We start from the raw sequence: 24,754 nt of genomic DNA, 5'->3' as shown, positions 1-24,754 counted from the left end.
AATTGAAAAAAATGAAAACAACAATATTGAGTTTAGGAGGGTTATTGCTTGGCATCAACCTCGTTTACGCCCAGGCTAACATCTCACCGGCAAAGCCGCAAAGCAAAGCCATAATATTAACCGGAGCCACCATTCATGTTGGCAACGGCCAGGTGATCAGCAACGGTTATATCTCTTTTGATAAAGGTAAAATAACCGCCATAGGCGAAGGTGCAGGCCCGGCCAATGCCGGCTATGAAGTCATCAACGCTGCAGGCAAGCAGATCTACCCCGGCTTTATTGCCCCTATGACCACGCTCGGGTTGGTAGAAGTTGAATCCGGCGCGCGCGGTACGGTGGATGATGAAGAAACAGGCGAACTCAATCCGCATGTCCGTTCTATCATTGCTTATAATACCGACAGTAAGGTGATCCCCACTGTACGAAGTAACGGCATTTTGCTGGCTCAGCCAACGCCCAATGGTGGCATCATCTCCGGAGCATCATCAGTAGTACAGCTGGACGCCTGGAACTGGGAAGATGCTGCCTATAATACCGATATGGCAATTCATTTGAACTGGCCATCAACAGGTAACAACGGCCGCAGGCGCCCGGCAACACCCGGGGTGGCGCAGGAAAGCCCCGCAGAGCGCGCGCAAAAATCTATTGATGCCATTACCCGCTTATTTACCGAAGCCAAAGCGTACAGCGAAGGCACCAGGCCATCTGCCGCCAACATCCGGTTTGAAGCGATGAAAGGTTTGTTTAATGGCAGCAAAAAGCTGTTTGTAGAAGCCAGCACTGCCAAACAAATTATGCAGGCAGTTGCCTTTGCGAGGCAATTTGGTGTAAAAGCTGTTATAGTGGGCGGCAAGGAAGCTTACCTGGTGACGGATATTTTGAAAGAAAACAGTGTGCCGGTCATCATCCGCGAAACGCAGACCCTGCCCGATCGCGCGGAGGATGATGTTTACCTGCCCTACAAAATGCCAAAGATCCTGCAGGATGCAGGCGTACTTTATGGCTTAACAGGTACGGGATTCTGGCGGCAACGCAACCTGCCTTTTGAGGCCGGCCAGGCCGTTGGATATGGCTTAACCAAAGAGCAGGCACTATCGATGATCACCATCAACAATGCAAAGATCCTGGGTATCGATAAAACTACCGGCACGCTGGAAGTAGGTAAAGATGCCAATCTGTTTATCTCTGCAGGTGATGCCCTGGATATGATCACCCTGGATGTTGAAACCGCCTTTATACAGGGCCGGAATATCAACCTGGATAATTTACACAAGCAGTTGTATAAAAAATTCAGCGATAAGTATGGTTTTAAAGCTGACTAAAATAATTTAATACGCATGCAACTAAGCCGCCAGACTATTCATAAAGTCCGGCGGCTTTTTTACAGGTATCTCTAAAATAAAATTACCTCTTGCTATTTTACCCTTCTGAAAATGAAAGAATGATTGTTGTATGGGGCTGCAGCACAAGCTAATTATATTGTGAGAAAATAGATCCTGTTTTAATGTTAACTATTCAATCCACTTACTATCAACCCTATTTATCAATCAGCAAAAATTAATATCAGCTTAATAAAATTAACCCTACCTTGTGCCCAATGGCAGAATATTTTAAATCATTTATCGATTGGCTGGGTAAACTTGGAGAGGATCATCACGTTAACCCGCTGATTTTTGGTGGTATCTACTTGGGGGCGAAAAGTGTATTCCTGGTATTTCTGGGCATAGCATTAAAGAATCTGAGAGCTAAAAAGCCAATTTTTGTGCCCTTAAGCATCGCAGGGGCGGGATACAGTCTGCCATACCTGTATCTCATTATTTTTGGTACCGATATTTCTATCTGGCTCTACGTTTACATAGGCGGGGTTTTAATTTATGCCGCTTATTCCGTGTGGAAGAAGGTCAAAGCCAAGGCACAACCTGATGATGTAGTTATTTAATATAGTCGGTCAGCACTTCATTGTTTCTTTTATTTCCCGTCCACAGGCTTCAAAATGCTGATATCTTTTCCTTTCAGCATTTCCTCGTAGTTGATCGCCTTAAAATTCTTGTTTTGCATCGCTTTCAATTCCGGCGATAACAGCATATTCAACTCGGTTTGGCGGTGCAGGCTCGTAAGGGGTTTACCTTCTTTTGTATTCATCATGCTGCTATTCATATCAAATAGAGCATCCATCTCCGGGCCCATTTGCGCCACGTGGATCACTACTAAATTTGGTCGCGAAGCATTTAGCTTCTTGCCCACATAAGCCAGAAAAGCCTTCTTTTTAGTGGCAACCGGCTCACCCCACATTTCCAGGTAAGTTTCTTGAAAGTAGCTCACCGAACTTAGCGGTGAAATAGCCAGTTTATATTTGTGCGCCAGTTTTTCTGTAAGTGCACGCAAGGCCGGCGTGGATAATGCAACGCCCATATGCGGATCGATATATGATATTTTTAAACCCGATGCCTGGGCACGCGCTATCTGTGCTGAAAGCTCCTTTTCAACCTCTTCCATCTTATAGCCGCTTTTGGCAAAGTCGCCGGTTGACTGGCGAAAATAACCTACTTCATCAACCAGGCCCGGAACAGCCTCTTTACCCAACACCGGTCCCCAGCGGTAGTAGCGCCACTCGGATGTAAGGGTTAAGTGCACCCCCACGCTTATTTGCGGATTCTTTTTCAAAATAGCCACGGCCTCCTGGTACCAGGGGCAGGCAAACTGCACCGAAGCAGAAAAAGGCATCCCGGTTTTGGCAACTTGCTGCATGGCCATATTTACGGAATGGTTCATGCCGATGTCATCCAGCCGGATCAACAATTTAGGCAGTTGATGCTGGGCGGAAATGCAAAGGCATTGGCTCGTTAACAATAATACAGCTAAACTAAATTTGTAGAAATATTTCATATCGGTAACAAGATAAAAATGCAATACTGGTCTGCTTACTCAACCACCTCGTAAATAGTTACCGGCAGTGCTTTATTCTTCAAATTCACATCCCCTATTTTCTTGCAATGGAAAGATTCCTTGGCTTTATGGAAGGTTTCTTCGGAGATGATGATCTGCCCGCCTTTTGCTGCGGACTGCAGTCGCTGGGCCAAGTTTACCGCATCACCAATAACCGTGTAATCAAGCCGCTTTAAGGAAGCCGAGCCGATATTACCCGATACTACTTCACCGGAGTTGATGCCTACCGCAATTTGTGGCTGATAAGATTTCTCCCCTGCGTGTACCGCGGCCATACCGCTAATAACTGTGCGTGCTGCAATTGCGGCATCAATGGCCCTGTCTAAATGGTATTCGCCACGGAAAACGGCCATCACCGCATCGCCCATAAATTTATCCACATGTCCACCCTGTGCAACTATTTCCTTTACAATAACATCAAACAGGCTATTGATCAGGGTTACCACGGTGTTTGCCGGTACGTTTTCGGTAATTGCTGTAAAGCCGCAAACATCTACAAACATAATGGTGGTTTCTACCACTTCGTTTTTTAACAGGCTGTTCTCAAACTCCTTATGCGTCATGAAGTTGAGCACATTTTCATCCACATACATCTTAAGGATGTTATTCTCTTTGATGGCCTTGAAGGTTTCCTGCAGCTGCTTTACGTGGAGGATAGTTTTCTCCATCGTGAGATCAAGATCCTCAAAATCCACCGGCTTACACACAAAATCGAACGCGCCCCGGTTCATCGCCAAGCGAATATTCTGCATATCACCATAAGCTGATACCACTACCGCTTTCAGCATAGGATTGGCCTCTGGCAGGCGGCTCAACAAGGTAAGTCCGTCCATTACCGGCATATTGATATCACTCAGGATGATATCCAGATCCGGGTGTTCTTTTACTTTTTGGAGGGCTTCTTCGCCGTTTTGGGCGAACACAAATTCGTAGATATTTTCCCTGATCTTTTTCCTGAACTTCTGTTTTACCAGCAGTTCCAGGTCAGCCTCATCATCTACTACTAAAATTTTGGCCATTATTGCTGTTCGGTAAAAGTTTTAAGTTTCTCTTTAAGTAGGTTAAAATCCAGGGGCTTGGTTAAAAAGTCGTCGGCCCCTTTCTCCATTGCCTGGCGGTGGTTCTCTTCATCGCCGTAAGCAGTGATCATCATTACCACGGGCGGCGGCGGCATATTAAAATCTTCGCGAATATGAGTTAGTAGTTCAATGCCGCTCATTCCCGGCATATTAATATCGCTCAGTATCAGCACCACCTCCGAATGTTTATCAGCGAGGTAGTTAAGTGCCTGCTCACCACTTTGGGCAAAGCTAAATTCTATCTCATGGTTTTTAATCTCTTTGCGAAAACGCTGTAAGAAAAGCGGCTCTACATCCGCCTCATCATCTACTACTAATATCTTCATAAGGTGCGTAAATATACTTTTTTTAAGCCTTTGCCGGGAAGGAAATAATAAATTCGGTGTATTCCCCCTCTTTGCTTATAATATCAATTTTACCACCATGTGCCTTCACAATGATATCATAACTCAGCGACAAACCCAGGCCCGTACCTTCCCCGGTTGGTTTAGTAGTAAAGAATGGCTGAAGAATTTTGTCCTTAATTTCATCCGGAATACCTATACCATTATCCCTTACCATAATTTTTACCGCATCCCCGGCCAAAAACGTCGTAACCGATACCGTTGGCTTAAATCCTTCCAAAGCTAATTTTTGTTTTTGCTGCACGGCATAAAAGGCGTTGTTAAAAAGGTTTAAGAGCACCCTACCCACATCTTGCGGAACTACGTTAACTTTGGGCAATGCGGGGTTAAAGTTAGTGACCAGGTCGGCATTAAAGGTTTTATCCTTGGCGCGGAGGCCATGATAAGCCAGCCGTAAATATTCATCGGCTAAGTTATTGAGATCGGTAGGTTCCTGTATATCACTACTGGCGCGGCTGTGCTGCAGCATTCCCTTTACAATCCCGTCGGCCCGCTTGCCATGGTGTCGGATCTTTTCCAGGTTCTGTTTTATATCGTTGGCAATTGCCATCGCTTCTTCGGTATCACCTTTCGCCAGCTCCTCTCCCATTTCGTCAATCAGCTCCATGCTTACTTCAGAAAAGTTGTTTACAAAGTTAAGCGGGTTCTGGATCTCGTGAGCAATACCGGCGGTAAGCTCGCCTAATGATGCAAGCTTTTCGCTTTGGATCAACTGCTGTTGTGTGGCTTGTAAAAGCTTTACAGCATCCTGCAACTCATCTTTCTGGCGGGTTAATTCGGCAGTACGCTCGGCAACCAGCTGGTCCAGTTCCTCATTTCGTTTGCTTACGATCTTAATTTCTTCCTGCTGCTTTTTGGTATTTGCCCAGCGGTAAAAAGTATAAGCAAAGGCGATGATGATACCGTAAACAAAAATACTTTCGTAGTCATCAAAAAGTTTCGGTGCAACCAGTTCTGCAAGCCAACTGGCAAAAGTGACGCCGACAAGCGGGTAAGGGGCAATGATCAGAAAGCGCATCGGCAGGAAATCTTCCTGCCGCAATAAAAAAGTAATTACACCGAATAAAAACACCGCACCAGCCAGCATATTATTATGCTCAGAGAACGCGCTGCTGGATGCAACAAATATCAGCCATATCATCCAGCTGCCGGTATTAAGCATATTGCCCCATTTGAGCTTAAGGTCTGTAAATTTAATTGTGCCATTAAGTCGCCTCAATAACATAAACGCAGCCAGGTACGAAAAGAAAAACATGCTTGATTTCGGATTAGTTATGCGCTAAGATAAATATAAGCGACGAACTTATTTATTTAAGATAAAATACCTAAACTACCGGCTGGGGCAGATTAACTTTAGTCCTGCATTTCATAACAGCGCTGCTCCGCAGCATTCTTTAATACCATGTTGCGTTTTAATAATAGATGGTTCATGTAATCGGTCAGGATATACTTATCCACCAATTTCCCTAAATAGCCAAATGGCGATTTGAAAATAAACTCATCCATCATCAGGGTGTGTGCACCTTCTTTTCTAAACTGGTGCAGGTGGCGCAGCATTTTAAACGGGCCTTTCACTATCTCGTCTACAAAGTAATCGTTCAACTCCATTTCGCTGATGCGGATGGTCATTTTCAGGTTCATTCCAAAATGCCTTGCACCCCAGGTTACCCAATCGTTGAGCGATAGTAAGCCTTTCGTTTTACCGGCTATGGCTCTTTCACCGGTGTGTTGCATGGAATTGAGGTGCAGATCTATACTTCGTGACAGATCAAAACAGACCGCAACAGGCGCATTGATCTTTGTGGTTAATTGAATAATAGCCATAACGTTATACCCTCAAACTTAAAATATCGTGAATGGCATGTTCTGCTTTTGGGAACTGGAAAACGAAGCCTGCTTCCAGCAATCGCTTTGGCGCAACCCAGCGGCTTTTCAGGATCAGCTCGGTTTCGGTACCGATTAATCTCGCGCCAATTTCCAGCAGCCATTGCGGCGCAGGCAGACCAAAAGGAATGCCATAGGCTTTGCGGATAATGCGCATCAGGTCCTTATTTTTTGCCGCTTCGGGGGCCGCGCAGTTAATGATGCCATCCAGTTCCGGGTGATCCATCAAAAATTCAATGATCCTGCAAGTATCATGCTCATGAATCCAGGCTACATATTGTTCACCATCTCCCTGTTTGCCACCCATGCCTAGCTTTACCAGGTTAAGTAAGCGCGGAAAAACGCTGTCGCCCCGGCCCAATGCGATACCATGGCGTAAGGCCACTTTTCGTGTACCGGGCGTATCCGCATCAAAAAAAGTTTGTTCCCATTGCCTGCACACATCTATAGAAAACCCGTAGCCAATTTCGCCGGTGGCCTCGTCCTGGCATGGTCTTCCGCATGGCGATAAATGGTAGCGGATACCAGGTTGATCCACAACTTGGGCGGATGACTAAGGGCAGCAACTACGCGGCCAAGCAAAGCGGTAGGCACTACTCTTGAGCTGATGATTGCCGCTTTGTTCTCTTCGGTATATCGGCAATTAACATTTTTACCGCATAGGTTAATCAGTAAATCGGCACCATTTAATTCATTTGTCCAGTCTCCGGCCGTTTGCCCATCCCATAGCACGGTTTTAATATTACCATCAGGAGCGGCTGGTTTTCGGCTTAGCAAAATGATCTCGCCGGCCATTGCTTTAAAATATTTGGCCAGCACGGTACCTAAGTATCCATTGCCGCCTGCCATTACTATTCTATTATATTTCATGATAAGTCTAATTTAAAATTACTGCCAAAACCAGCAGCCTGTACAGCACCCAGCTCACTGTAAGCAACCAACCTAATCCCATTAAGCGGCTGCGGCGGATGTGTTCTAAAAACATTAGCCCGGCCACGGCTAAAAAGCACAAGATACAAACTACAGGACCTAGCGCCACAAATTGGACTACTAGTAATACAGGCAGCAATAAAAGGGAACCCGCTAAAGAAATGGTCATCATATTGCCCAGGTACTCCCAGCGTTTGGCCGGTGTGTAAAACACTACAACGCCCTGAAAAACAATCTGCCCGCCGCAGATGTAATACTCTCTCAGCGGATGACCCAACGGAACCGGCGGTGTTAAGTGCCGGGCGTACACCGTTAAGATACTGCCCACCACCAACCAGGCAAATACCAGATAAGCCATACGATAACCCAGGCGAAAGCTGGGCTGTACACCCTGCCCCGCCTGAGCAACCGGGATAATAACCCTGCGGTTGTAAGATACAAAAGCATAAACCCTGCTCATCAGCCACACGAATGGCGGGTATAAAAACAATTTTTTAAATACAGGGAAGCTGTTGCCAATTACCTTGAACAAACTGCGGATGCCATAATTCACTTCACCGGTTTGCGTATCAACAAGAGCAATCTCGTCTGCGGCGCGTTGCCTGTCAACCAGCGGGCAAACGGCCTCGGGCATATCCTGGTAGCTTGCCCGGCCACCGGCAGCCAGCATCCCGCTGCCAGTAAAGGCTTTGGTATAGGCTTTACACATGGGGCAGTCAGCATCGTACAGGATAATGTGGTTATTCAGCGTTTTCATAGCTACAGGGATTAGCGTTCTACAAATACTACATTGTTTGTGGCTTTGGTCTGTTGCGCTTTGTTACGGAGTTTAAAAAAAACAACGATGTTAAAAAAGTGCATGGCACCAAGAATAAGGATAATGGTACCTACTTTATAACTCAGCACCTCTATTACCTCCTGCGTGCTTTTTATGGTGTCGGTTTCTTTCAACACCAGGGTCATGTACCCGATGTTGATGAGGTAAAAGCCTACCACTAATAATTTGTTCACGCTATCGGCCAGCGGCGTGTGGCCATGAAAAATATCTACCAGGAAAATGCGCCCATTGTTAAACAAAACTTTGGCCACCCAAATAGTTAATAAAATACTGATGGTTAAATAAACTGTGTAAGTAAGGATGAAGTAGTTCATGATTTTTATGTTTTATTGTTCTGCTTATTGCATGGACAAATATAGAACAACATTACTGAACTTTCAAAATATATTGAAAGTTTATTTATAGGATTTGATGATATGTTGCACAGATAGCGGACTGATATTTGATTATCTTGCCCATACATGCAAATCAGCGATATACACATCATAATCAATCCCGCATCGGGCAAATCAGAAGCTATTTTAAGCTACCTGCAACATGCTTTATGTAAAACTGCAATTAGCTGGCAAATAACAGTGGGCATTAAAGAAGATGACGCCTACACTATTGCAAAGAATTTAATTGGCAAAACTCAGCTAATTGTAATTTACGGTGGCGACGGCAGCATCAGCCAGGTGGCCCGGGCGCTCTGTGGAAGTGATACCCCTATGGCCATCATCCCGGGGGGTACGGCCAACGTAATGTCGAAAGATTTGGGCATTCCGCAGGATTCTCAGGATGCGCTGGCCTTGATCATTAGTGGCGATACCGAAGTAAGACAAATAGATATGGGCCTTGCTAACGGCTGCCCTTTTGTACTCAGGTTAAACATGGGTATTATGGCAGATATGATACTGGACGTAGATACCTACCTTAAAAATAAGCTAGGCCAGTTGGCTTATGGTATTTCCGCATTTAAAACAGCGGTTACCGCAAAACCCGTAACGTATAAGATGTGGCTAGATGATGTTGAAATTATTGAATCGGGCGTATCGTTAACCATCACCAATGCAGGCAGTATCGGGATCAGCGATATGGCTTTGCTGCCCGGTATAAGTGTGTCCGACGGTTACCTGGACGTGATATTGATGCACGATACCGACCCGCTTTCCGTTATCAAAGTGGCAGGCTGTACGCTTTTCCATACGGAATCTGAAGTATTGAAACACTGGCGCTGTAAAAAAATAACGGTCGAACCGGAACAAAACATGCATTACATCTGCGATGATACCGAACGGCAGACTAGTAAACTTGAAGTAACCCTACTCCCGCTTGCCTTAAATGTATTGGTACCGGCAAAAAAAAATAATGATGTTGTTTAAAATTAAAAGCATATGGGTGGTTATCGTCATCTTTTTTCAAAAGATGATCGACATTTTACATCGCTATATTTTTGGCTTACCTAATATTAAAAAAAGCCAGATAACGGCTCATTTATACTTAGGCAGCCAGTATAATTTGATAGGCCTTAAAAAGTTGAAAGCACTTGGGATCACTGCTATCGTAAATATGCGCGAACACGCTGTTTACCCCAAGGCGAAATATGTCGGTATCAAATACCTGCATTTACCAACCGTGGATAATACGCCGCCGCCATTGGATATCTTGATTAAGGGTGCCGAGTTCATGGCTACCGAAATTAATAAGGGTGGTATTGTATATGTACACTGCCGCCAGGGTTTGGGCCGTGGGCCTACCATGGCGCTGGCCTATCTTATTAAGGCCGGGGCAACTTATGAAGATGCTTTTAAAGTTATAAAGCGGGTGCGCACTTTTATAGCACCCCGCCCCTCTCAGGTTGCCCGGTTAAAGGAGCTGGAACTATTTTATCATCAGCACCCCAAATACAGTATTAACACGTAATCACTTCGGCAACTTAACTTTATATACCCTAAACGGATACTCCACCCTGTTTTCACCACTATTGTATTTACCCAGGCGGTTCATTTGCGAGGCGCTTAGATACAAATAACCATCGGCACCGATGCCGAAGGAATCGGGCCAGATCAACCTTTCGTCTTTTACAAGCGTATTTAATCTACCATCCGGCGTTATATACTGGATGGAATGATCGGGTGAATTGCTGAGGTAAATATTGCCTTTGGCGTCCGCTATCATACCATGGCACACACCCGTTTCCGCAACCGTTTCTACTTTTTGGGCTAAATCCGCATTGCTCAACAAAATATCGGCGAGATAAGCCGTTGCTATGCGGTATAATTTAGTTTGGTTGATTGCCCGGAAATAAAAGTATTTATAGTCGCGGGTTAGGGCAATCCCGTTGACATTAGATACGAAAACTTTTCCATCTTTATCTGCTACGTCTTTTCCGTCAATATGAAGCCTGAAGTTTGGGTCTGCCAGGGTTGATTTGTCATCTTTCAGCACAACCCGGCTTTTACCACTCGTCAGATCCAGCACCACAATGGCGTGCAACCCGGGATCCGACAAGTAGGCCAGGTTACGGCTATTGTCGATGCACATGTCGTTCAGGGCACTCTTATCTTTTGGAAGATCGTCAAAAGTGTAAATACGTTTGATCTTGTTCTTATTTAGATCGATTTGGATCAGTTTGAATTTGCCCTGACTGCTCTTACTGTCCCCGATTACAGCGGCTCCGCCGGCCGGTGCCGAATCCAGCACCCAAAGGCAATTACGATCATCAGCATAAAGGTCCTGAACATTTACAAAATGGGTTTCGGGCTGGTCGGGCATGAATTTATTCCACTCTTCATTTGGATAGGGCACGCGTTTGCCATCGATAATCTCGGTGAGCCCATACAAAAAGGGTTCCGCATGCGGAAACGAAACAAATAGGCGATTTGATGAACGATCCACAGTGACTCCAATCGGTTGGTTTTTCCCAAAGGATGCTACTTCAATTAATTTTTCATCCTTTTGCGCCGCCGCGCCATAAATTATTGCCATAATAAACGTGATGGTAAGTGATTTCTTCATTTTCGTAATTCTAACTATTTATAATACTCACGAAAGCTGATTTAGTTATAGTTTAAACAACTTATACAAGCGATTAAGTTCTAATCAAAAATATATGCACTAATCACCCGCTAAATAAAATTTACTTGTTAAAATTGCGTTGTTAATTATTTGTATTGCCGTGATTGATTTAGCTGCATAAATATCCATCTTTACCCAATGTTTAGAAGTATAAGAAACCGATACCTCAGATATCTAACCATATTCGTTTACTTTGTTATCATCTTTTTCTGTGCCATTGAATTGAATTTTCTATGGCTGTTCGGCTATTCGCCTGACATGAAGGACATTAAAACACCCGAAGTATCGGTATCCTCAGAAGTTTACACTGCCGATGGCAAACTGATCGGTCGTTTTTATAAGGAAAACCGTTCCCCTGTTGATTATAAAGGCATCTCGCCTGGCCTGGTCCATGCATTGGTTGCAACCGAAGATGTACGTTTTTACAAGCACGGCGGGGTAGATTTTTATGGCTTTATCACCAGTATGGTGGCTACTGCAAAAGGCGACAGGCGCGGTGCAAGTACCATTACCCAACAGCTGGCGAAAAACCTATTTAATACCCGCAAGCGTAAATCGCAGGGAGTTATTAAGTATGTTCCGGTATTGCGTACCGTAGTTTTTAAAATGAAAGAATGGATTACCGCCTTCAAAATCGAGCATTTATATACCAAGGAACAGATCGTCACCATGTATTTTAATACGGTTCCGTTTGGTAACAATTCTTACGGGATAAAAACGGCCACCTTAAAATATTTCAATAAAATGCCCGACCAGGTTTCGCCTTCAGAGGCTGCAACGTTGGTAGGCATGCTTAAAGCCACGTCTACCTATAACCCAAGGGTTTACCCGCAACGTGCAGTTGAACGCCGGAACGTGGTACTAAGCCAAATGCTGAAATATAATTACATTGATCAGCCGACTTATGCATCCGCTACAGCCATGCCGCTTGGCCTGGATCTGAGTTACATAGATAAAACGGGCCAGGGCGATTCCTACATTCGCCGGGCGGTGGAAAAATGGCTGGACAAATGGTGTAAGGATAACGGTTACGACCTGTATGAAGATGGACTCAAGATCTATACCACCATCGATAGCAAACTGCAGCAATACGCCGAAGAGGCCGTGGCCGAAAAAATGAAAATGCTGCAAAAGCGCTTCAATAATTTATGGGGAACTAAAAACCCCTGGCGCGATAGCAAGGGTGTTGAGATAAAAGATTTTTTATTGAAAGCCGAGCAGCGACTTCCAATATATAAACTGCTGGCCAAGAAATATAAAGGTGATACCACCCAGATCAACGCTTACTTTGAAAAGAAAAAACGCATGAGCGTTTTCACCTGGAAGGGCGACCAGGATACCACCTTCAGCAGTGTGGATTCTATAAAGTATTATACCAGGATCCTCAATACCGGTATGATGACCATGGAGCCTTCCACCGGGAAAATAAAGGTGTGGGTTGGCGGTATCGATCATAAATATTTCAACTACGACCACGTAAACCAGGCGAAGCGCCAGGCAGGTTCTACCTTTAAACCATTTGCATACGTAACCGCTTTAGATAACGGCTTTACGCCCTGCGATAAATTCACCGATAAACCGGTCACCATCAAGTTCAAAGATAACGGCAAGGATGATGTATGGCAGCCCAATAATGCCGATTTTAATTTCTCCTACCGGGAGATGTCGTTGCGCTGGGCCATGGGTAAATCCGTGAACTCTATTACTGCCCAAGTTACCGAACATGTTGGCTGGGATAAAATTGTGCAGTATGCGCATAAAATAGGTATCGAAAGTCCGCTTAAATCGGTGCCATCTGTTTCGCTGGGTTCTAATGATGTTTCTGTGTATGAAATGGTACGCGCTTACAGCACTTTCTTAAATAAGGGCCAAAAGGTTAACCCCTTATTGGTTACTAAAATTACCGACCAGAAAGGCGACGTGATCCAGGAGTTTGCGCTGAAAGCTGAACAGGTTTTAAGCGAAGAAACCGCATGGCTGATGTTATATATGTTCCGTGGTGGTATGGAAGAACCGGGTGGTACCTCGCAGGCACTTTGGGAGTATCCCGGTTTATGGAAAAAAAATAATCAGATCGGCGGCAAAACCGGCACTTCAAGTGATTATGTAGACGGCTGGTATATGGGCATCACCAAAGACCTGGTAACCGGTATTTGGGTGGGTGCAGATGACCGCAGCGTACACTTTACCACGTCAGAATCCGGCGAAGGTTCGCATACGGCCTTGCCCATTTTTGGGAGCTTTATGGAACGTGTATACGCCGATCCGAAATCCGGTTATGGCTACGGCCCGTTCCCAAAACCATGGGTGAAGATCACCAAGGAATATATGTGTCCGTCGCCAAGGATCACTTCATCAGATACCACCGCTACAGACAGCCTGGAGATGCCGGCAGATACGGCAGGCGCAGTTGTAACCCCACCAGCCGATCCTGCACCGGAAAGCACCACGCCCGCACCTTAATAAATAGTAGTAAAAGCCGTTTGCCTGTCAAACGGCTTTTATATAAATTGCGATAGTCTAAATCAGCTTTATGAAGAAACGTTACGCTTGCTGCATAAAATTCTCGTTGTTATTGTTTTGCATTGTTTCGGCAATGCTGTTTAGTCAGCAGGCAAAGGCGCAATACTTTGGGCAGAATAAGGTTCGTTATAAAAAATTAGACTTTAAAGTTTACAAGACCCCGCATTTCGAGATCTACTATTATGTAAAAAATGATAGCATGATCAAACGATTTGCACAGGAGAGCGAACTTTGGTACACGCTGCACCAGCAGGTGTTCCGCGATACGTTCAGCAAGCCTAACCCCATAATTCTTTACGCCAACCACCCCGATTTCCAGCAAACTACGGCTATCGATGGGGAGATCAGCGTGGGTACGGGCGGTATAACCGAAGGTTTAAAAAACCGGGTGGTGATGCCGGTAATGGAAACTAATCAAACCACCCGCCATGTACTTGGCCACGAATTGGTACACGCATTTCAATACCATACCCTGCTGGGCCGCGATTCTTCCAACTTAGAGAACATTGGCAATTTACCCTTGTGGATGGTTGAAGGGATGGCAGAGTACCTGTCCATAGGTAAAAAGGATGCTTACACCGCTATGTGGATGCGCGATGCCTACCTCAATCACGATATCCCATCCGTAGCAGATCTAACCAATAGTAACAAATATTTCCCCTATCGTTATGGCGAGGCGTTCTGGTCCTATTTAGGTTCCACTTATGGGGATACCATCATTGTGCCATTCTTTAAAAACACGGCCCGTTTTGGTTTGCAGTACGGCATCAGGCGTACGTTTGGGTATGATGACAAAACGCTCTCGCGCTTGTGGAAAAACTCGATTGAAAACACCTATAAATCTTTCCTGAAAGATACCGTACAGAAACCGGTTGGTTTAAGGGTAATTGATGATAAAGTTGGCGGCGACCTTACCGTTGCCCCGGCGGTAAGCCCGGATGGCAGGTTCATCGCATTTCTTTCCTCAAAAAGCCTCTTTAGTATAGATCTTTACCTCTCCGATGCAAAAACCGGGCGAGTGATCAAGCGGCTCACGAGCAAGGTCTCCAACTCGCATGTAGATGAATTTAATTTTATCGAATCGGCGGGGGCTTGGTCGCCGGATAGTAAGCGGTTTGCCTTCAGCGTATTCAGCAAGGGGCGCAATCGGATGCTGGTGGTAGGCGTGCCTAACGGCGAGATCCTTAACGATATCTCCATGGGTAAGGCCGAGCAGTTCAGTAACCTCACCTGGTCGCCGGATGGTAATCATATCGCTTTCCAGGGCCTTTCAGAAGGACAGGGCGATCTGTATATATACAGCTTCGATACCAAAAAAGTTACGCAGCTTACCAACGATAAATATTCCGATTACCAGCCAAGCTTTTCACGCGACGGCAAAAAGATCATTTTCAGCAGTGACCGCAGCACTTATGACCAGGTACTTTCGCAGGAGCTCACCTTTAACCTGGCCGAACTGGATATTGCTACCGGCAAAGTAACCGATATCAAGGTGTTCAACCACGCCAACAACCTTAACCCGGTTTATTCGTCAGATGGTACCCAGGTTTACTTCCTGAGCAACCGGGACGGTTTCCGTAACCTTTACCGCTATACCACCGGCAACGGACAAGTGGAACAATTGACCAACCTCTTTACCGGTATCTGCGGGATCACCGAATTTTCACCGGCACTGAGCGTATCGGCCAATAATGATGTGGTATACTCCTACTACCGCAAGCAGAAATACGCTATCTACAATGCCAAATCCACCGATTTTACGCCGGTGATCGTTGATGGCGCCAATACGAATTTCGAGATGGCCTTACTGCCGCCTACCCGCGCTGTAGGGGTGGATCTTATCAATGCCAACTTAAATAACTACTTAGCCTATCCTAAGCTTCCTGCCGATTCGATTATCAATATCCCATACAAGCCAAAATTTAAAATGGATTATCTGGCAAGTAACGGCATTGGTGCCTCGGTAGGTTCTTACGGAACAGGCCTATCCAGCGGTATTCAAGGCGTGTTCAGCGATATATTGGGCCGCAACCAGATCTACGGCGGTTTAGCGGTTAACGGTGAGGTGTATGATTTTGGCGGTCAGTTTGTTTACATTAACCAGCAGGGCCGCTGGAACTTTGGTTTGGGCTTATCGCATATTCCTTATCAATCAGGCACCTACGGTGTAAGCCAGACCACCAGGGAAGTAGATGGCAAAACCATTAACGTGTTAGATCAGCATACCGATATCATCCGCACTTTTGAGGATGCCGTTCAGGGCTTTACCTCCTACCCCATCTCCCGCTCTACCCGGGTGGAGTTTGGTACCGGTGCAGCACGCTATTCTTACCGGGTAGATCGGTACAGCACCTATTACCCGTACGATTCAACCGGGGTGTACAGCGCTATTGACTATCAAAAGCATAAGATCTCGAGCGAGCAGTTTGCCAGCGAAACCGGTTATAACCTTGTCCCTTTTACCACCGTTCATGTTAACACCGCATTGGTGGGCGATAATTCTTACTTTGGTATTGCTGCGCCTTTAAACGGATATCGTTACCGGATCGAGGCAGAATACAATGTGGGAACGTACCGATTTTTCTCACCAACAATCGACCTGCGCAAATACGTACGGGTAGAACCGGTGACCTTTGCCGCAAGGCTATACGGCTACGGCCGTTTCGGCCAGGAAGCCCGGGGCCTTTATCCGCTCTTCATCGGCTACCCTTTCCTCATCAGGGGGTACGAAGCACAAACGTTTTACAACAATGCCAAACAAACCACCAACGGGTTTACCATCGATCAGCTTTCGGGTAGCCGCATAGCCGTTGCCAATTTTGAAATGCGCCTGCCCTTTACCGGGCCGGAGAAACTGGCTGTGGTAAAATCAAAATTCCTGTTTAGCGATCTGAATGTATTCTTTGATGCCGGCCTTGCCTGGAACAAAGGTAACCAGATCAAATTCCAAAGCGGCCCCGACAAAACAGGCGATGCCGTAGTGCTGGATGCTAACGGCAAACCAACGATCGGTACCGACGGCCAACCGGTTACACAAGCAGTTTACAATACCAACCAGCGCGTACCTGCACTAAGCGCCGGGATCTCGCTGAGGGTTAACTTCTTCGGATACTTTGTGTTGGAGCCTTACTATGCCTTCCCGCTGAACCGTACCGATGTTAAAAAACCTGTATTTGGTTTGACGTTTGCGCCGGGATGGTAAGCGTTAGCGTGGTGACATTATTAATAAAAAAATAAATTCTGATAGCTTATGAGCAAAACATTAATCATAATTAAATAAATTTTTGCAAGGAGGTAATCTCACCCGGCCATCTCAATGGATATTTATAACGGTGCTCAATATATTGTAAACCACTATACCCCCATTTACCATCAACTAATTCCTGAAGATCGAAATACCTTTCATCGTTATCTACTACTCTCGACAAAACAAGTGTCACCAGTGGATTCAATAATTGTTTGTTGACAAGCTTTGACCATTTAAGGCCATCATCCGGATAGCTAGTTATAAAGTAATTGCCTACCAATACAATAAAATTCAGCTTAAATCTATTAAAAGTTCTCTTCATTTTTAATAATCGGCAGATCCCGTCAAGATCTGACGTTTCAGTTAACTGATATTTAGCCAGATACGCTAACAGATCGCTAACAAGTAACTTTTGAAATTGCGGTAAATTTTCAAATTTTTCTTTATTGGCAAAGTAGAAGGCGTTAACCTTCTCGTTTGTTGGATAGTAGCGATCCGTTCGCCAGTTTTCTAACAATAGCATGTCCTTGGTAGCCAGGCATTTTGCGAATGGATTAATGGGCATTACTAAAAAGGTTCCATCGCTCAATTTGAAAACCGTGCTAAGGTTGAAATCAATAAGATCTATAGCCTCACCGTTCATGCGGGATTTCAGTTCGTTGGCTTCAGCCCAACTTAGTGTATCGTAATTAGCTTCCATTCAGGAAATATAATAAAGATTAATGTTAATATCATCTCCATTACTTTGTGTGGATGTAATTGGTCATCATTATTCTCTCCAAACAGCTGTAAGGAATACCCAACTATTACGACCAATAGATGACAATCGCTTTGGCATAATATTTCGTAAATTTATTATGCGGAAGCGGATTTAAATCAGCTTAACAATTCATCAAAAAAGACAGAAAAACAAATGAAAAAATCAATTTTAGCCATACTGATCATCAGCATATTCGGAGCAATCGGCTGCCAGAATATCAACGGACAAACCAAAAAACAAACCGCCAGCAGGCCAAAGAGTAAGCCGGCTGCAGAATGGAAAAAGGTGCTAACACCCAATCAGTATAATATTATGGTAGAGAGCGGCACCGAGCCACCCTACAAGAACGAGTATTATGATAACCACCAAAAAGGTGTTTACGTAAGTGCTGCTACCGGCGATGTGCTGTTTAGCTCGGCAGATAAGTTTGAAAGCGGCACCGGATGGCCAAGCTTTGTTAAAGCAGTTGACGCCGGGAAGGTAGAAGTGGTGCGCGATAACAGTTACGGCATGACCCGCGACGAGGTTATCGAAAAAAGCACCGGCTTACACCTGGGCCATGTGTTTGACGACGGCCCGGCAGACCGCGGCGGCAAACGTTTCTGTATGAACTCGGGCGCCTTAAAATTTGTTAAAAAGTAACCGCCCTGCGTGCCGGTTGTATAGAAGGCCTTCCGTAAATGGAGGGCCTTACTTTTACCCCGCTTTCAAAGTTTAACCCAACCGTAAGGTCAACCCAATCCGGGTTCACCTGCCTGATCATCTTTTCTTTTTGCGGCCTGGTAAAGGTGCTTACAAATTTAAAGCGCTCCATTGCCTGCTCTTCGGTATTGATCTCTTCAAAGTAAACCAACCTGTTTAACTGCTGCGCGCTATCAAAAAACAAAGTGGGCATCTCGCCGTAAAACTTCAGCGTTTTCAGCAGATCTGTGCACATTCCCACGTGTAGATTTTTTCTGTTCCTGTCGGTGATGATATAAACGAACCTCTTCATTTGATAAAAAAATTTGGCGGTTAAAAAATAATTACTAACTTTATGAGCATAAAATTACTAATAAATTTAGCAATTCCAAATTTTATGGCAAATATTTCTCAAAATATTAAGTTTCTTCGCAAAAAGAAAGGGTTAACACAGCAACAATTTGCAGATCAGGTAGGTATAAAACGCTCACTCGTAGGCGCTTATGAAGAAGAGCGGGCAGAACCAAAATACGAGTTACTAAAAAATTTAGCAGTGTTTTTTGATGTATCTATCGATGATTTTATAAATGAAACGATTGATGAGAAATGGGCACCAAAGCCAAAAGGCAATCCGGCCAACCTGCGGGTGCTTAGTATTTCTGTAGATAGGGAAGATAATGAGAATATTGAATTAGTGCCCATGAAGGCCAGCGCAGGCTATTTAAATGGCTATGCCGATACCGAATATGTGGCCGCGTTGCCAAAGCTTTATCTACCCATGTTTAAACAAGGCACCTTCCGCGGGTTCGAGATTAAAGGTGACTCTATGCTGCCCCTGCAGTCGGGAACGATTATTATAGGTGAATACCAGGAAAATTGGGCGGAAGTAAAAGCCGGCGAAACCTATGTGATCATCTCTAAAAATGACGGTATTGTTTACAAGCGTACGGGTAATAAATTTAAGGAGAATAAAAAGCTAAAGCTGATATCAGATAACCCGGTTTACGAGCCTTATGATATTGCAGGCGAAGATGTTTTAGAGATCTGGAAAGCAAAGGCCTATATTTCTACCCATATGCCTTTGCCAACGCCTGAGCCAACCATGGAAAGCCTCACCAGCATGATGGCCCATATGCAGCGCTCTATAGCAGGTTTAAAGGGAAACAACTAAGGTAGCAAAGAACACCAAAGGCGGCTTTGTGACTAAGAAAGGGATACGCTTAAGTTATGGTAATTTGCAACCATAACTTAAGCGTACTATATTATAAAAGAACCAGTTCATCGACTGATTGATATAGGCCAAATTATTATTGTAAGGGACTTACAGCAGGTATCGGTTCTATTAATGGCAATTCAAAGTAAAAGGTAGAACCTACATTCTCTGTGCTATGTAACTTGATTTTGGCTTGATGATATTGCAATATTTCCGCCACCAAAAATAAACCGATGCCAAAACCTGATACATGCTTGATTCTATCGTTGTTCACTCTGTAGAAACGTTCAAATAACCTTTCCTGGTCTAAGCGGCCAATGCCTATACCTTCATCAATTACCGATATTTTTACATGGTTGCCGATGTTTTCACAGGCAATAATAATGGTGCTGTCTTTTTCTGAATATTTAACAGCATTGCTGATCAGGTTTTCAAGTACCTGTGCTATTTTGCTTTTGTCGGCCACCACAGTAATTGCCTCCTTAGCCTGGAGGATAAATTTGTTGAACGGATAAAAAAGCCGGGCTTCCACAATTACTTCCTCCAAAAAAGAATAGACATCAAATTGCTGTTTATTTAAAACGAAGTGTCCGTTTAAAATTTGCGCATTATCTAAAAAGTTCTGGATCAGCGTGGTCATTTTAACGATCTGTTTATCTGCTCTCCCCAAAAAATTAAGTGTGAACTCGTCATTCGTTTGTTTTGCTTTCATTAACAACATTTGCACATTAGTTTTTACCGATGTGAGTGGTGTTTTTAACTCGTGGCTGGCAATCGTAATGAAATCGTTTTTACGCTGTTCTTCTTGTTTCTTTTCGGTAATGTTTCTTGCAATTTTTGAGATACCGATAATTTGCCCGCTTTTGTCCCTTATTGGCGAAATTGTAAGCGAAACATCCACCAGATCCCCGCTTTTTGTAATTCTTTTTGTATCAAAATGATCCACCTGTTCGCCCCGATGCAGTCGCTGTAAAATCGCTGTCTCCTCATCTACCCTGTCTGTTGGGATGAGGTGTAAAACAGACTGGCCGATCATTTCACCGGATGTATAACCAAACATTTTTTCAGCCGCTTTATTCCAGCTCGTAATTACACCTTTTAAAGTTTTACTGATGATAGCGTCACCGGTGGAGTCTACAATGGCAGCCAATTTCGCGCTTTTCTCCTCCGCCTCTAACATCTCCGTTAAATCTATCCCAATCATCATCAATCCGTCAATCAATCCAAAATCATTTCTGATCGGCTCATATACAAAGTCAATGATTCTTTGCTCTTCCCTGCCATTTTTTACGATTGTAACCTGGCGGGTCTTTGCCTGGTAGGCAATGCCGCTACTCATTACCTCATCGGCAATTGGTTGATAAAATTCGGCAGCCTCCTGCATCACTTCCCAAAAGGGCTTCTTTTCAAAATCGCTTCGGTTCTTTCCGGCCAGGGCTAAAAAGGCATCATTTACCGTTTCGGCTTTTAAAGGCGACCCTTTTAAAGTACATATACCAACAGGTGCCTGCATAATCAGGTTATATAAAATGCGCTTGCCTTCGTCCAACCCATTCCGGGCCAAAACCAATTCGGTTACATCAGTAGCATAACAAAATACGCCCACAGTATTGCCTTCCTCATCTTTGTAAGGCTGATAAGAAAAATTGAAATAAAAAGATTTGAGTTGCCCCCGGATTTCCAGATCGGCCCGCTGGTCGACTGCATGGTAGGGTACCCCGGTTTCATAAACGGACCTCTTAAGTTGTAAAAACGGCTGAGAGGCAAGTTCCGGCAAGGCTTCTATCAAAGGGAGCCCGATCACGTCAGCAGCTTTCCCCCAGGCTTTAAGCGTTGCAGCATTGGCCACCTTAATCGTCATATTTTCGCCCATGCACAGGTAAACCGGATACGGAGAATTTTCAACAATAGTTCTAAATGTGTATTCGTTCGGAACGCTCATGCACTAAGTATAGATAAAGATGTGTGTACAAGAAATTATAAAATCACTCCCTTGAAAATGAGAAAAAGAGGAACAGAATAGAAGGAAGTAACTGCTGACCGGAAAACACCTGCAAATTTGGCTTTTTTAATTTATAAAAAAGTTATTATTTGAATTTATACAAAAATTATCGCGTTACCGTCTATACATCTGTTTATTGAGCTAAAAGTTTCTTATACCGATACGGAAAAGATATTATGCTGATATTCAACTACCTTATCATCCTGATTGCCCTATCTTTTTAAAAAACTTTAATCATTTTGTAAACGCAGGGCACTCCCTCCTATAGCAACATTTAAGTTACAGTCGCGTTGTTAAACCATTGCATGTTATCTTTATCAAAACATCAATTAAAAACTAAACAAAAGAATGATGAAAAAACTTATGTTGATCTGTTGTTTCCTTGTTGGAATTACAGCAGTAAGCCATGCACAAGGTGGTGGTATGAGAATGAGCGCTGCCGACCGGGTGAAGGCTCTTAAAGAAAGTTTAAAGCTTACCGATGACCAGGTAACTAAAATAACCGCAATTTACGAAGGCCAAACCAAATCTATGGATAGCTTACGTACCGCCGGTGCAGATCGTTCTGCTATGCGCCCTTTAATGCAGGCTTCTAACGACAAGATAAAGGCTATATTAACAGCTGAACAAGCTGCTGCATGGCAAAAAATGATGGACGAAAGACGTGCCCGCATGCAAAATGGCGGTGGCGGCGGCGCTCCACCACAGAAATAATTCCTTCGGGGATAATAAATGAAGCGGCGATGAGCCGCTTTTTTTATTTTAGCAGAAATTTTGAAGGCTTTGGGTGCAGCGGATTTATATATACAAAACAAACTTAACGAACGCCGGCTGGCAGGTACCTACCGGCAGCTGAGGCCCGGCAATTCGCTGATAGATTTTTGTTCTAATGATTATCTCGGTTTTGCCCGGTCTGATGAATTAAAGAACAGTATTTCAGAAGAGCTGAGCAGGCACCCGGCAGAATTGATCGGTGCCACTGGCTCGCGTTTGCTTTCCGGTAACTCCACTTATGCCGAACTGCTGGAGCAAACACTGGCAAATTATCATGACAGTGAAGCCGGACTTATCTTCAACTCCGGTTACGATGCCAACGTGGGGCTGTTTTCTGCGCTACCGCAAAAAGGCGATACCATTATACATGACGCACTGATCCATGCCTCGATCATTGATGGTGCCAGGTTGAGCCACGCCAATAGATATACCTTCAAGCATAACAATTTGGAAAGCCTGGAGGGCAAACTAAAACAAGCAAAGGGTATTTGCTATGTAGTGATAGAAAGTGTGTATTCAATGGACGGAGATACGCCTCCTATTTTATCAATATTGAAGCTGACCGAATATTATGGTGCTCATTTAATTGTTGATGAAGCGCACGCAGTAGGTTTATACCCAACAGGATTGGTAGCAGACCAGGGTTTACAGCATCGCATTTTTGCGCGGATAGTTACCTTTGGAAAAGCACTTGGCTGCCATGGCGCCATTATCCTGGGCAGCCATCTGTTGCGCCGGTACCTCATTAACTTTGCGCGCTCGTTTATCTATACCACAGCTGCCCCTTTTCAACAGTTAGCCAGTATCAAAATGGCTTATCAACTGTTGGGTTCCAGTGGCGCTGCCGTCAACAGGCTGAGGCAAAATATTGAACTGTTTAAGACTGGTGTAACCCTCCATCCTGACCGCCACTTATTAGCCAGCGATAGCGCCATACAGTGCATTTTATTTAAGAGTAATGATAAAGCTAAAGCCGCTGCGGACCGCCTCCAGACAGCAGGGCTGGATGTAAGGCCGATCCTGAGCCCAACCGTTGCGCTTGGTGCCGAACGCATCCGTATTTGCCTGCATAGTTTTAATACCGCAGAGCAAATTGAATTATTGACGCAAACTATAAACACCATTATCAATGCAGCATAAGCCAATTTTTATCACAGGAATAGGAACGGGTATCGGCAAAACGCTGATAGCTGCCATCATAGTAGAGAAGTTAAAGGCGGATTACTGGAAACCGATCCAGTCGGGAGATTTGGCTGATTCAGACTCGCTTAAGGTACGCGAACTGGTTTCCAACCCGGTTTCTTTTTTCCACCCGGAGGCCTATCGTCTGACACAGCCCTACTCACCTCATAAATCAGCAAAACTGGATGGAATTACTATTGAGGAAAATAAAATAACTCTGCCCGATACCGATAATACGTTAATTATTGAAGGTGCCGGTGGCCTCATGGTGCCATTAAATGATCATTTTTTAATAATCGACCTGATTGCGCAACTTGCTGCCGAAGTAATATTGGTATCACAAAATTACCTGGGTAGTATCAATCACACCCTGCTTTCTATCGAACTACTGAAACACCGGGGAATCGCTGTAAAGGGGATTATATTTAATGGTGAGGAGAACGCCTCATCTGAAGAATATATCCTTAGCTATACCGGCATTACCTGTTTGGGCAGAATCCCGGCAATTGTCAGCATAAACAAAGACGCTGTAGCGGAGGCCGGAACATTGATAAATTATAAAGTATTGTAATAGTTAACCAACTTGCCCAGCTCGTTATCGTTCTTAAAATTTATCTTGTTGGTTTTTAAATATTCGGCTAAAGCTACCTGCTTATCGCTCAGGGCAGTCAGCAGGGATTTTTTATCATTTTTAATTGCAAGCACAGCGCCATTGATCACCAGGTAATATTTGGTCTTGTCCATAAAGGTTTTGGTCTTAGTGGCCGACCCTATATTTTGGCTTTCGAATATAATTTTACTTACTTTTTTCAGCAATTGTACTTTCCCATCGCTCAGTACTTCATAAAATGCGCTTGGTTTGCTTCCTTCTACGCCCTTGTACCCGCTGCGGTAAATGCTTGCAGCTGTGGCATCTATAACGGTAGGGTTTAAAATAAACTCCTGCACCGGCACTACAAAGGCCATCGTTTCACCGCTTTTATCTTTAAAATACACCTCATCATTCAGAAGATCATATTTTAACAACATTTCATCTTTACTGCTTACGCCATTGCTCAATTTTACCGTTCCCGGTACCCAATCGTCATATAAATAAGGCGAACCGACCATTTCGGTATAATCTTTAGTCGTCACCGGCTTATAATCCTTTTCGTGCACAAATTGTGCACGCGCTGTATTTACCGCCGCAATACTGCAAACCGATAAGAAAATATGGAGCAGGAGTTTCATACCC

The 24,754-nt window shown here is 44.4% G+C and carries 23 protein-coding genes and 1 pseudogene; 11 read left to right on the top strand and 13 right to left on the bottom strand.

Annotation, left to right across the window (positions count from 1 at the left end):
- Positions 1 to 11: 11 nt before the first annotated feature.
- Complete coding sequence (locus A0256_15970; protein AMR32807.1) at positions 12 to 1,322, top strand: amidohydrolase; 1,311 nt, start codon at positions 12 to 14, stop codon at positions 1,320 to 1,322.
- A 275-nt stretch (positions 1,323 to 1,597) separates the two neighbouring features.
- Positions 1,598 to 1,939, top strand: coding sequence for a hypothetical protein (locus tag A0256_15965; GenBank protein AMR32806.1), 342 nt, complete (start codon positions 1,598 to 1,600; stop codon positions 1,937 to 1,939).
- Positions 1,940 to 1,968: 29 nt separating this feature from the next.
- Here the strand turns inward: A0256_15965 and A0256_15960 are convergent, their stop codons facing one another.
- The 8 genes and pseudogenes from A0256_15960 to A0256_15925 all read right to left on the bottom strand — a co-directional run bounded on the left by A0256_15960 (position 1,969) and on the right by A0256_15925 (position 8,395).
- On the bottom strand, positions 1,969 to 2,850 hold the full coding sequence (locus tag A0256_15960; protein AMR34582.1) for a hypothetical protein: 882 nt from the start codon (positions 2,848 to 2,850) through the stop codon (positions 1,969 to 1,971).
- 71 nt (positions 2,851 to 2,921) lie between these two features.
- Complete coding sequence (locus A0256_15955; protein ID AMR32805.1) at positions 2,922 to 3,968, bottom strand: guanylate cyclase; 1,047 nt, start codon at positions 3,966 to 3,968, stop codon at positions 2,922 to 2,924.
- Positions 3,965 to 4,351, bottom strand: a complete 387-nt coding sequence (locus tag A0256_15950; GenBank protein AMR32804.1) for a Fis family transcriptional regulator — start codon at positions 4,349 to 4,351, stop codon at positions 3,965 to 3,967. Before A0256_15950 ends, A0256_15955 begins: the two co-directional genes overlap by 4 nt.
- Before the next feature lie 22 nt (positions 4,352 to 4,373).
- Positions 4,374 to 5,684, bottom strand: coding sequence for a hypothetical protein (locus A0256_15945; protein AMR32803.1), 1,311 nt, complete (start codon positions 5,682 to 5,684; stop codon positions 4,374 to 4,376).
- Positions 5,685 to 5,782: 98 nt separating this feature from the next.
- Entirely contained in the window at positions 5,783 to 6,253 is a 471-nt protein-coding gene (locus A0256_15940; GenBank protein ID AMR32802.1) for a hypothetical protein, read from the bottom strand.
- 4 nt (positions 6,254 to 6,257) lie between these two features.
- A pseudogene (locus A0256_15935) lies at positions 6,258 to 7,183 on the bottom strand (epimerase).
- Between the two features lie 7 nt (positions 7,184 to 7,190).
- Positions 7,191 to 8,000, bottom strand: coding sequence for a hypothetical protein (locus A0256_15930; protein ID AMR32801.1), 810 nt, complete (start codon positions 7,998 to 8,000; stop codon positions 7,191 to 7,193).
- A gap of 11 nt (positions 8,001 to 8,011) precedes the next feature.
- Entirely contained in the window at positions 8,012 to 8,395 is a 384-nt protein-coding gene (locus tag A0256_15925) for a hypothetical protein (GenBank protein ID AMR32800.1), read from the bottom strand.
- 147 nt (positions 8,396 to 8,542) lie between these two features.
- Here A0256_15925 and A0256_15920 point away from each other — a divergent pair, with 147 nt between their 5' ends.
- A complete protein-coding gene (locus A0256_15920; GenBank protein ID AMR32799.1) occupies positions 8,543 to 9,442 on the top strand; it encodes a hypothetical protein in 900 nt (299 codons plus the stop codon).
- Positions 9,432 to 9,983 carry a protein phosphatase gene (locus A0256_15915; GenBank protein AMR34581.1) on the top strand — a complete coding sequence of 184 codons (552 nt, stop codon included), beginning with the start codon at positions 9,432 to 9,434 and terminating at the stop codon, positions 9,981 to 9,983. Before A0256_15920 ends, A0256_15915 begins: the two co-directional genes overlap by 11 nt.
- On the opposite strand, the gene A0256_15910 is transcribed toward A0256_15915, so the two are convergent.
- Positions 9,984 to 11,048 carry a gluconolactonase gene (locus tag A0256_15910; GenBank protein AMR34580.1) on the bottom strand — a complete coding sequence of 355 codons (1,065 nt, stop codon included), beginning with the start codon at positions 11,046 to 11,048 and terminating at the stop codon, positions 9,984 to 9,986. It lies immediately after the preceding gene.
- Positions 11,049 to 11,276: 228 nt separating this feature from the next.
- On the opposite strand from A0256_15910, the gene A0256_15905 reads away from it, so the two are divergent.
- Both A0256_15905 and A0256_15900 read left to right on the top strand, forming a co-directional pair.
- Positions 11,277 to 13,601, top strand: coding sequence for a transglycosylase (locus A0256_15905; protein ID AMR32798.1), 2,325 nt, complete (start codon positions 11,277 to 11,279; stop codon positions 13,599 to 13,601).
- Positions 13,602 to 13,671: 70 nt separating this feature from the next.
- Positions 13,672 to 16,863, top strand: a complete 3,192-nt coding sequence (locus tag A0256_15900; GenBank protein ID AMR32797.1) for a tolB protein precursor — start codon at positions 13,672 to 13,674, stop codon at positions 16,861 to 16,863.
- Positions 16,864 to 16,933: 70 nt separating this feature from the next.
- On the opposite strand, the gene A0256_15895 is transcribed toward A0256_15900, so the two are convergent.
- Positions 16,934 to 17,608, bottom strand: a complete 675-nt coding sequence (locus tag A0256_15895; protein AMR32796.1) for a hypothetical protein — start codon at positions 17,606 to 17,608, stop codon at positions 16,934 to 16,936.
- 276 nt (positions 17,609 to 17,884) lie between these two features.
- Here A0256_15895 and A0256_15890 point away from each other — a divergent pair, with 276 nt between their 5' ends.
- A complete protein-coding gene (locus A0256_15890; protein ID AMR34579.1) occupies positions 17,885 to 18,310 on the top strand; it encodes a peptide-methionine (R)-S-oxide reductase in 426 nt (141 codons plus the stop codon).
- Here the strand turns inward: A0256_15890 and A0256_15885 are convergent.
- Positions 18,300 to 18,662 (bottom strand): nuclease, encoded by a 363-nt coding sequence (locus tag A0256_15885; protein ID AMR32795.1) that lies wholly within the window; start codon positions 18,660 to 18,662, stop codon positions 18,300 to 18,302. The two genes, A0256_15890 and A0256_15885, sit on opposite strands and share 11 nt — an antisense overlap.
- 84 nt (positions 18,663 to 18,746) lie before the next feature.
- On the opposite strand from A0256_15885, the gene A0256_15880 reads away from it, so the two are divergent.
- Entirely contained in the window at positions 18,747 to 19,520 is a 774-nt protein-coding gene (locus tag A0256_15880; protein ID AMR34578.1) for a transcriptional regulator, read from the top strand.
- A gap of 136 nt (positions 19,521 to 19,656) precedes the next feature.
- On the opposite strand, the gene A0256_15875 is transcribed toward A0256_15880, so the two are convergent.
- A complete protein-coding gene (locus A0256_15875; protein AMR32794.1) occupies positions 19,657 to 21,435 on the bottom strand; it encodes a hypothetical protein in 1,779 nt (592 codons plus the stop codon).
- Between the two features lie 480 nt (positions 21,436 to 21,915).
- Between A0256_15875 and A0256_15870 the strand changes: the two genes are divergently transcribed.
- The 3 genes from A0256_15870 (at position 21,916) to A0256_15860 (ending at position 24,091) form a co-directional block, all read left to right on the top strand.
- Positions 21,916 to 22,278: a hypothetical protein gene (locus A0256_15870; GenBank protein AMR32793.1), complete on the top strand. Its 363-nt coding sequence runs from the start codon at positions 21,916 to 21,918 to the stop codon at positions 22,276 to 22,278.
- A gap of 69 nt (positions 22,279 to 22,347) precedes the next feature.
- Entirely contained in the window at positions 22,348 to 23,478 is a 1,131-nt protein-coding gene (locus A0256_15865) for an 8-amino-7-oxononanoate synthase (protein AMR34577.1), read from the top strand.
- On the top strand, positions 23,468 to 24,091 hold the full coding sequence (locus A0256_15860) for an ATP-dependent dethiobiotin synthetase BioD (protein AMR32792.1): 624 nt from the start codon (positions 23,468 to 23,470) through the stop codon (positions 24,089 to 24,091). Before A0256_15865 ends, A0256_15860 begins: the two co-directional genes overlap by 11 nt.
- Here A0256_15860 and A0256_15855 read toward each other — a convergent pair.
- Positions 24,076 to 24,750 carry a hypothetical protein gene (locus tag A0256_15855; GenBank protein ID AMR32791.1) on the bottom strand — a complete coding sequence of 225 codons (675 nt, stop codon included), beginning with the start codon at positions 24,748 to 24,750 and terminating at the stop codon, positions 24,076 to 24,078. The genes A0256_15860 and A0256_15855 overlap by 16 nt on opposite strands.
- Between the last annotated feature and the right edge of the window lie 4 nt (positions 24,751 to 24,754).

The organism is Mucilaginibacter sp. PAMC 26640, assembly GCA_001596135.1.
Taxonomy (GTDB): domain Bacteria; phylum Bacteroidota; class Bacteroidia; order Sphingobacteriales; family Sphingobacteriaceae; genus Mucilaginibacter.
This window is presented reverse-complemented; position numbering and strand designations above follow the sequence as displayed.

What these genes read in the sequence shown, in the direction of transcription:
- A0256_15895 (AMR32796.1), bottom strand. Translation starts at nt 17,608, where the DNA reads ATGGAAGCTAATTACGATACACTAAGTTGGGCTGAAGCCAACGAACTG.
- A0256_15970 (AMR32807.1), top strand. Translation starts at nt 12, where the DNA reads ATGAAAACAACAATATTGAGTTTAGGAGGGTTATTGCTTGGCATCAAC.
- A0256_15950 (AMR32804.1), bottom strand. Translation starts at nt 4,351, where the DNA reads ATGAAGATATTAGTAGTAGATGATGAGGCGGATGTAGAGCCGCTTTTC.
- A0256_15915 (AMR34581.1), top strand. Translation starts at nt 9,432, where the DNA reads ATGTTGTTTAAAATTAAAAGCATATGGGTGGTTATCGTCATCTTTTTT.
- A0256_15930 (AMR32801.1), bottom strand. Translation starts at nt 8,000, where the DNA reads ATGAAAACGCTGAATAACCACATTATCCTGTACGATGCTGACTGCCCC.
- A0256_15965 (AMR32806.1), top strand. Translation starts at nt 1,598, where the DNA reads ATGGCAGAATATTTTAAATCATTTATCGATTGGCTGGGTAAACTTGGA.
- A0256_15885 (AMR32795.1), bottom strand. Translation starts at nt 18,662, where the DNA reads ATGAAGAGGTTCGTTTATATCATCACCGACAGGAACAGAAAAAATCTA.
- A0256_15900 (AMR32797.1), top strand. Translation starts at nt 13,672, where the DNA reads ATGAAGAAACGTTACGCTTGCTGCATAAAATTCTCGTTGTTATTGTTT.
- A0256_15905 (AMR32798.1), top strand. Translation starts at nt 11,277, where the DNA reads ATGTTTAGAAGTATAAGAAACCGATACCTCAGATATCTAACCATATTC.
- A0256_15870 (AMR32793.1), top strand. Translation starts at nt 21,916, where the DNA reads ATGAAAAAACTTATGTTGATCTGTTGTTTCCTTGTTGGAATTACAGCA.
- A0256_15920 (AMR32799.1), top strand. Translation starts at nt 8,543, where the DNA reads ATGCAAATCAGCGATATACACATCATAATCAATCCCGCATCGGGCAAA.
- A0256_15940 (AMR32802.1), bottom strand. Translation starts at nt 6,253, where the DNA reads ATGGCTATTATTCAATTAACCACAAAGATCAATGCGCCTGTTGCGGTC.
- A0256_15875 (AMR32794.1), bottom strand. Translation starts at nt 21,435, where the DNA reads ATGGGCGAAAATATGACGATTAAGGTGGCCAATGCTGCAACGCTTAAA.
- A0256_15860 (AMR32792.1), top strand. Translation starts at nt 23,468, where the DNA reads ATGCAGCATAAGCCAATTTTTATCACAGGAATAGGAACGGGTATCGGC.
- A0256_15925 (AMR32800.1), bottom strand. Translation starts at nt 8,395, where the DNA reads ATGAACTACTTCATCCTTACTTACACAGTTTATTTAACCATCAGTATT.
- A0256_15880 (AMR34578.1), top strand. Translation starts at nt 18,747, where the DNA reads ATGGCAAATATTTCTCAAAATATTAAGTTTCTTCGCAAAAAGAAAGGG.
- A0256_15910 (AMR34580.1), bottom strand. Translation starts at nt 11,048, where the DNA reads ATGGCAATAATTTATGGCGCGGCGGCGCAAAAGGATGAAAAATTAATT.
- A0256_15855 (AMR32791.1), bottom strand. Translation starts at nt 24,750, where the DNA reads ATGAAACTCCTGCTCCATATTTTCTTATCGGTTTGCAGTATTGCGGCG.
- A0256_15945 (AMR32803.1), bottom strand. Translation starts at nt 5,684, where the DNA reads ATGTTTTTCTTTTCGTACCTGGCTGCGTTTATGTTATTGAGGCGACTT.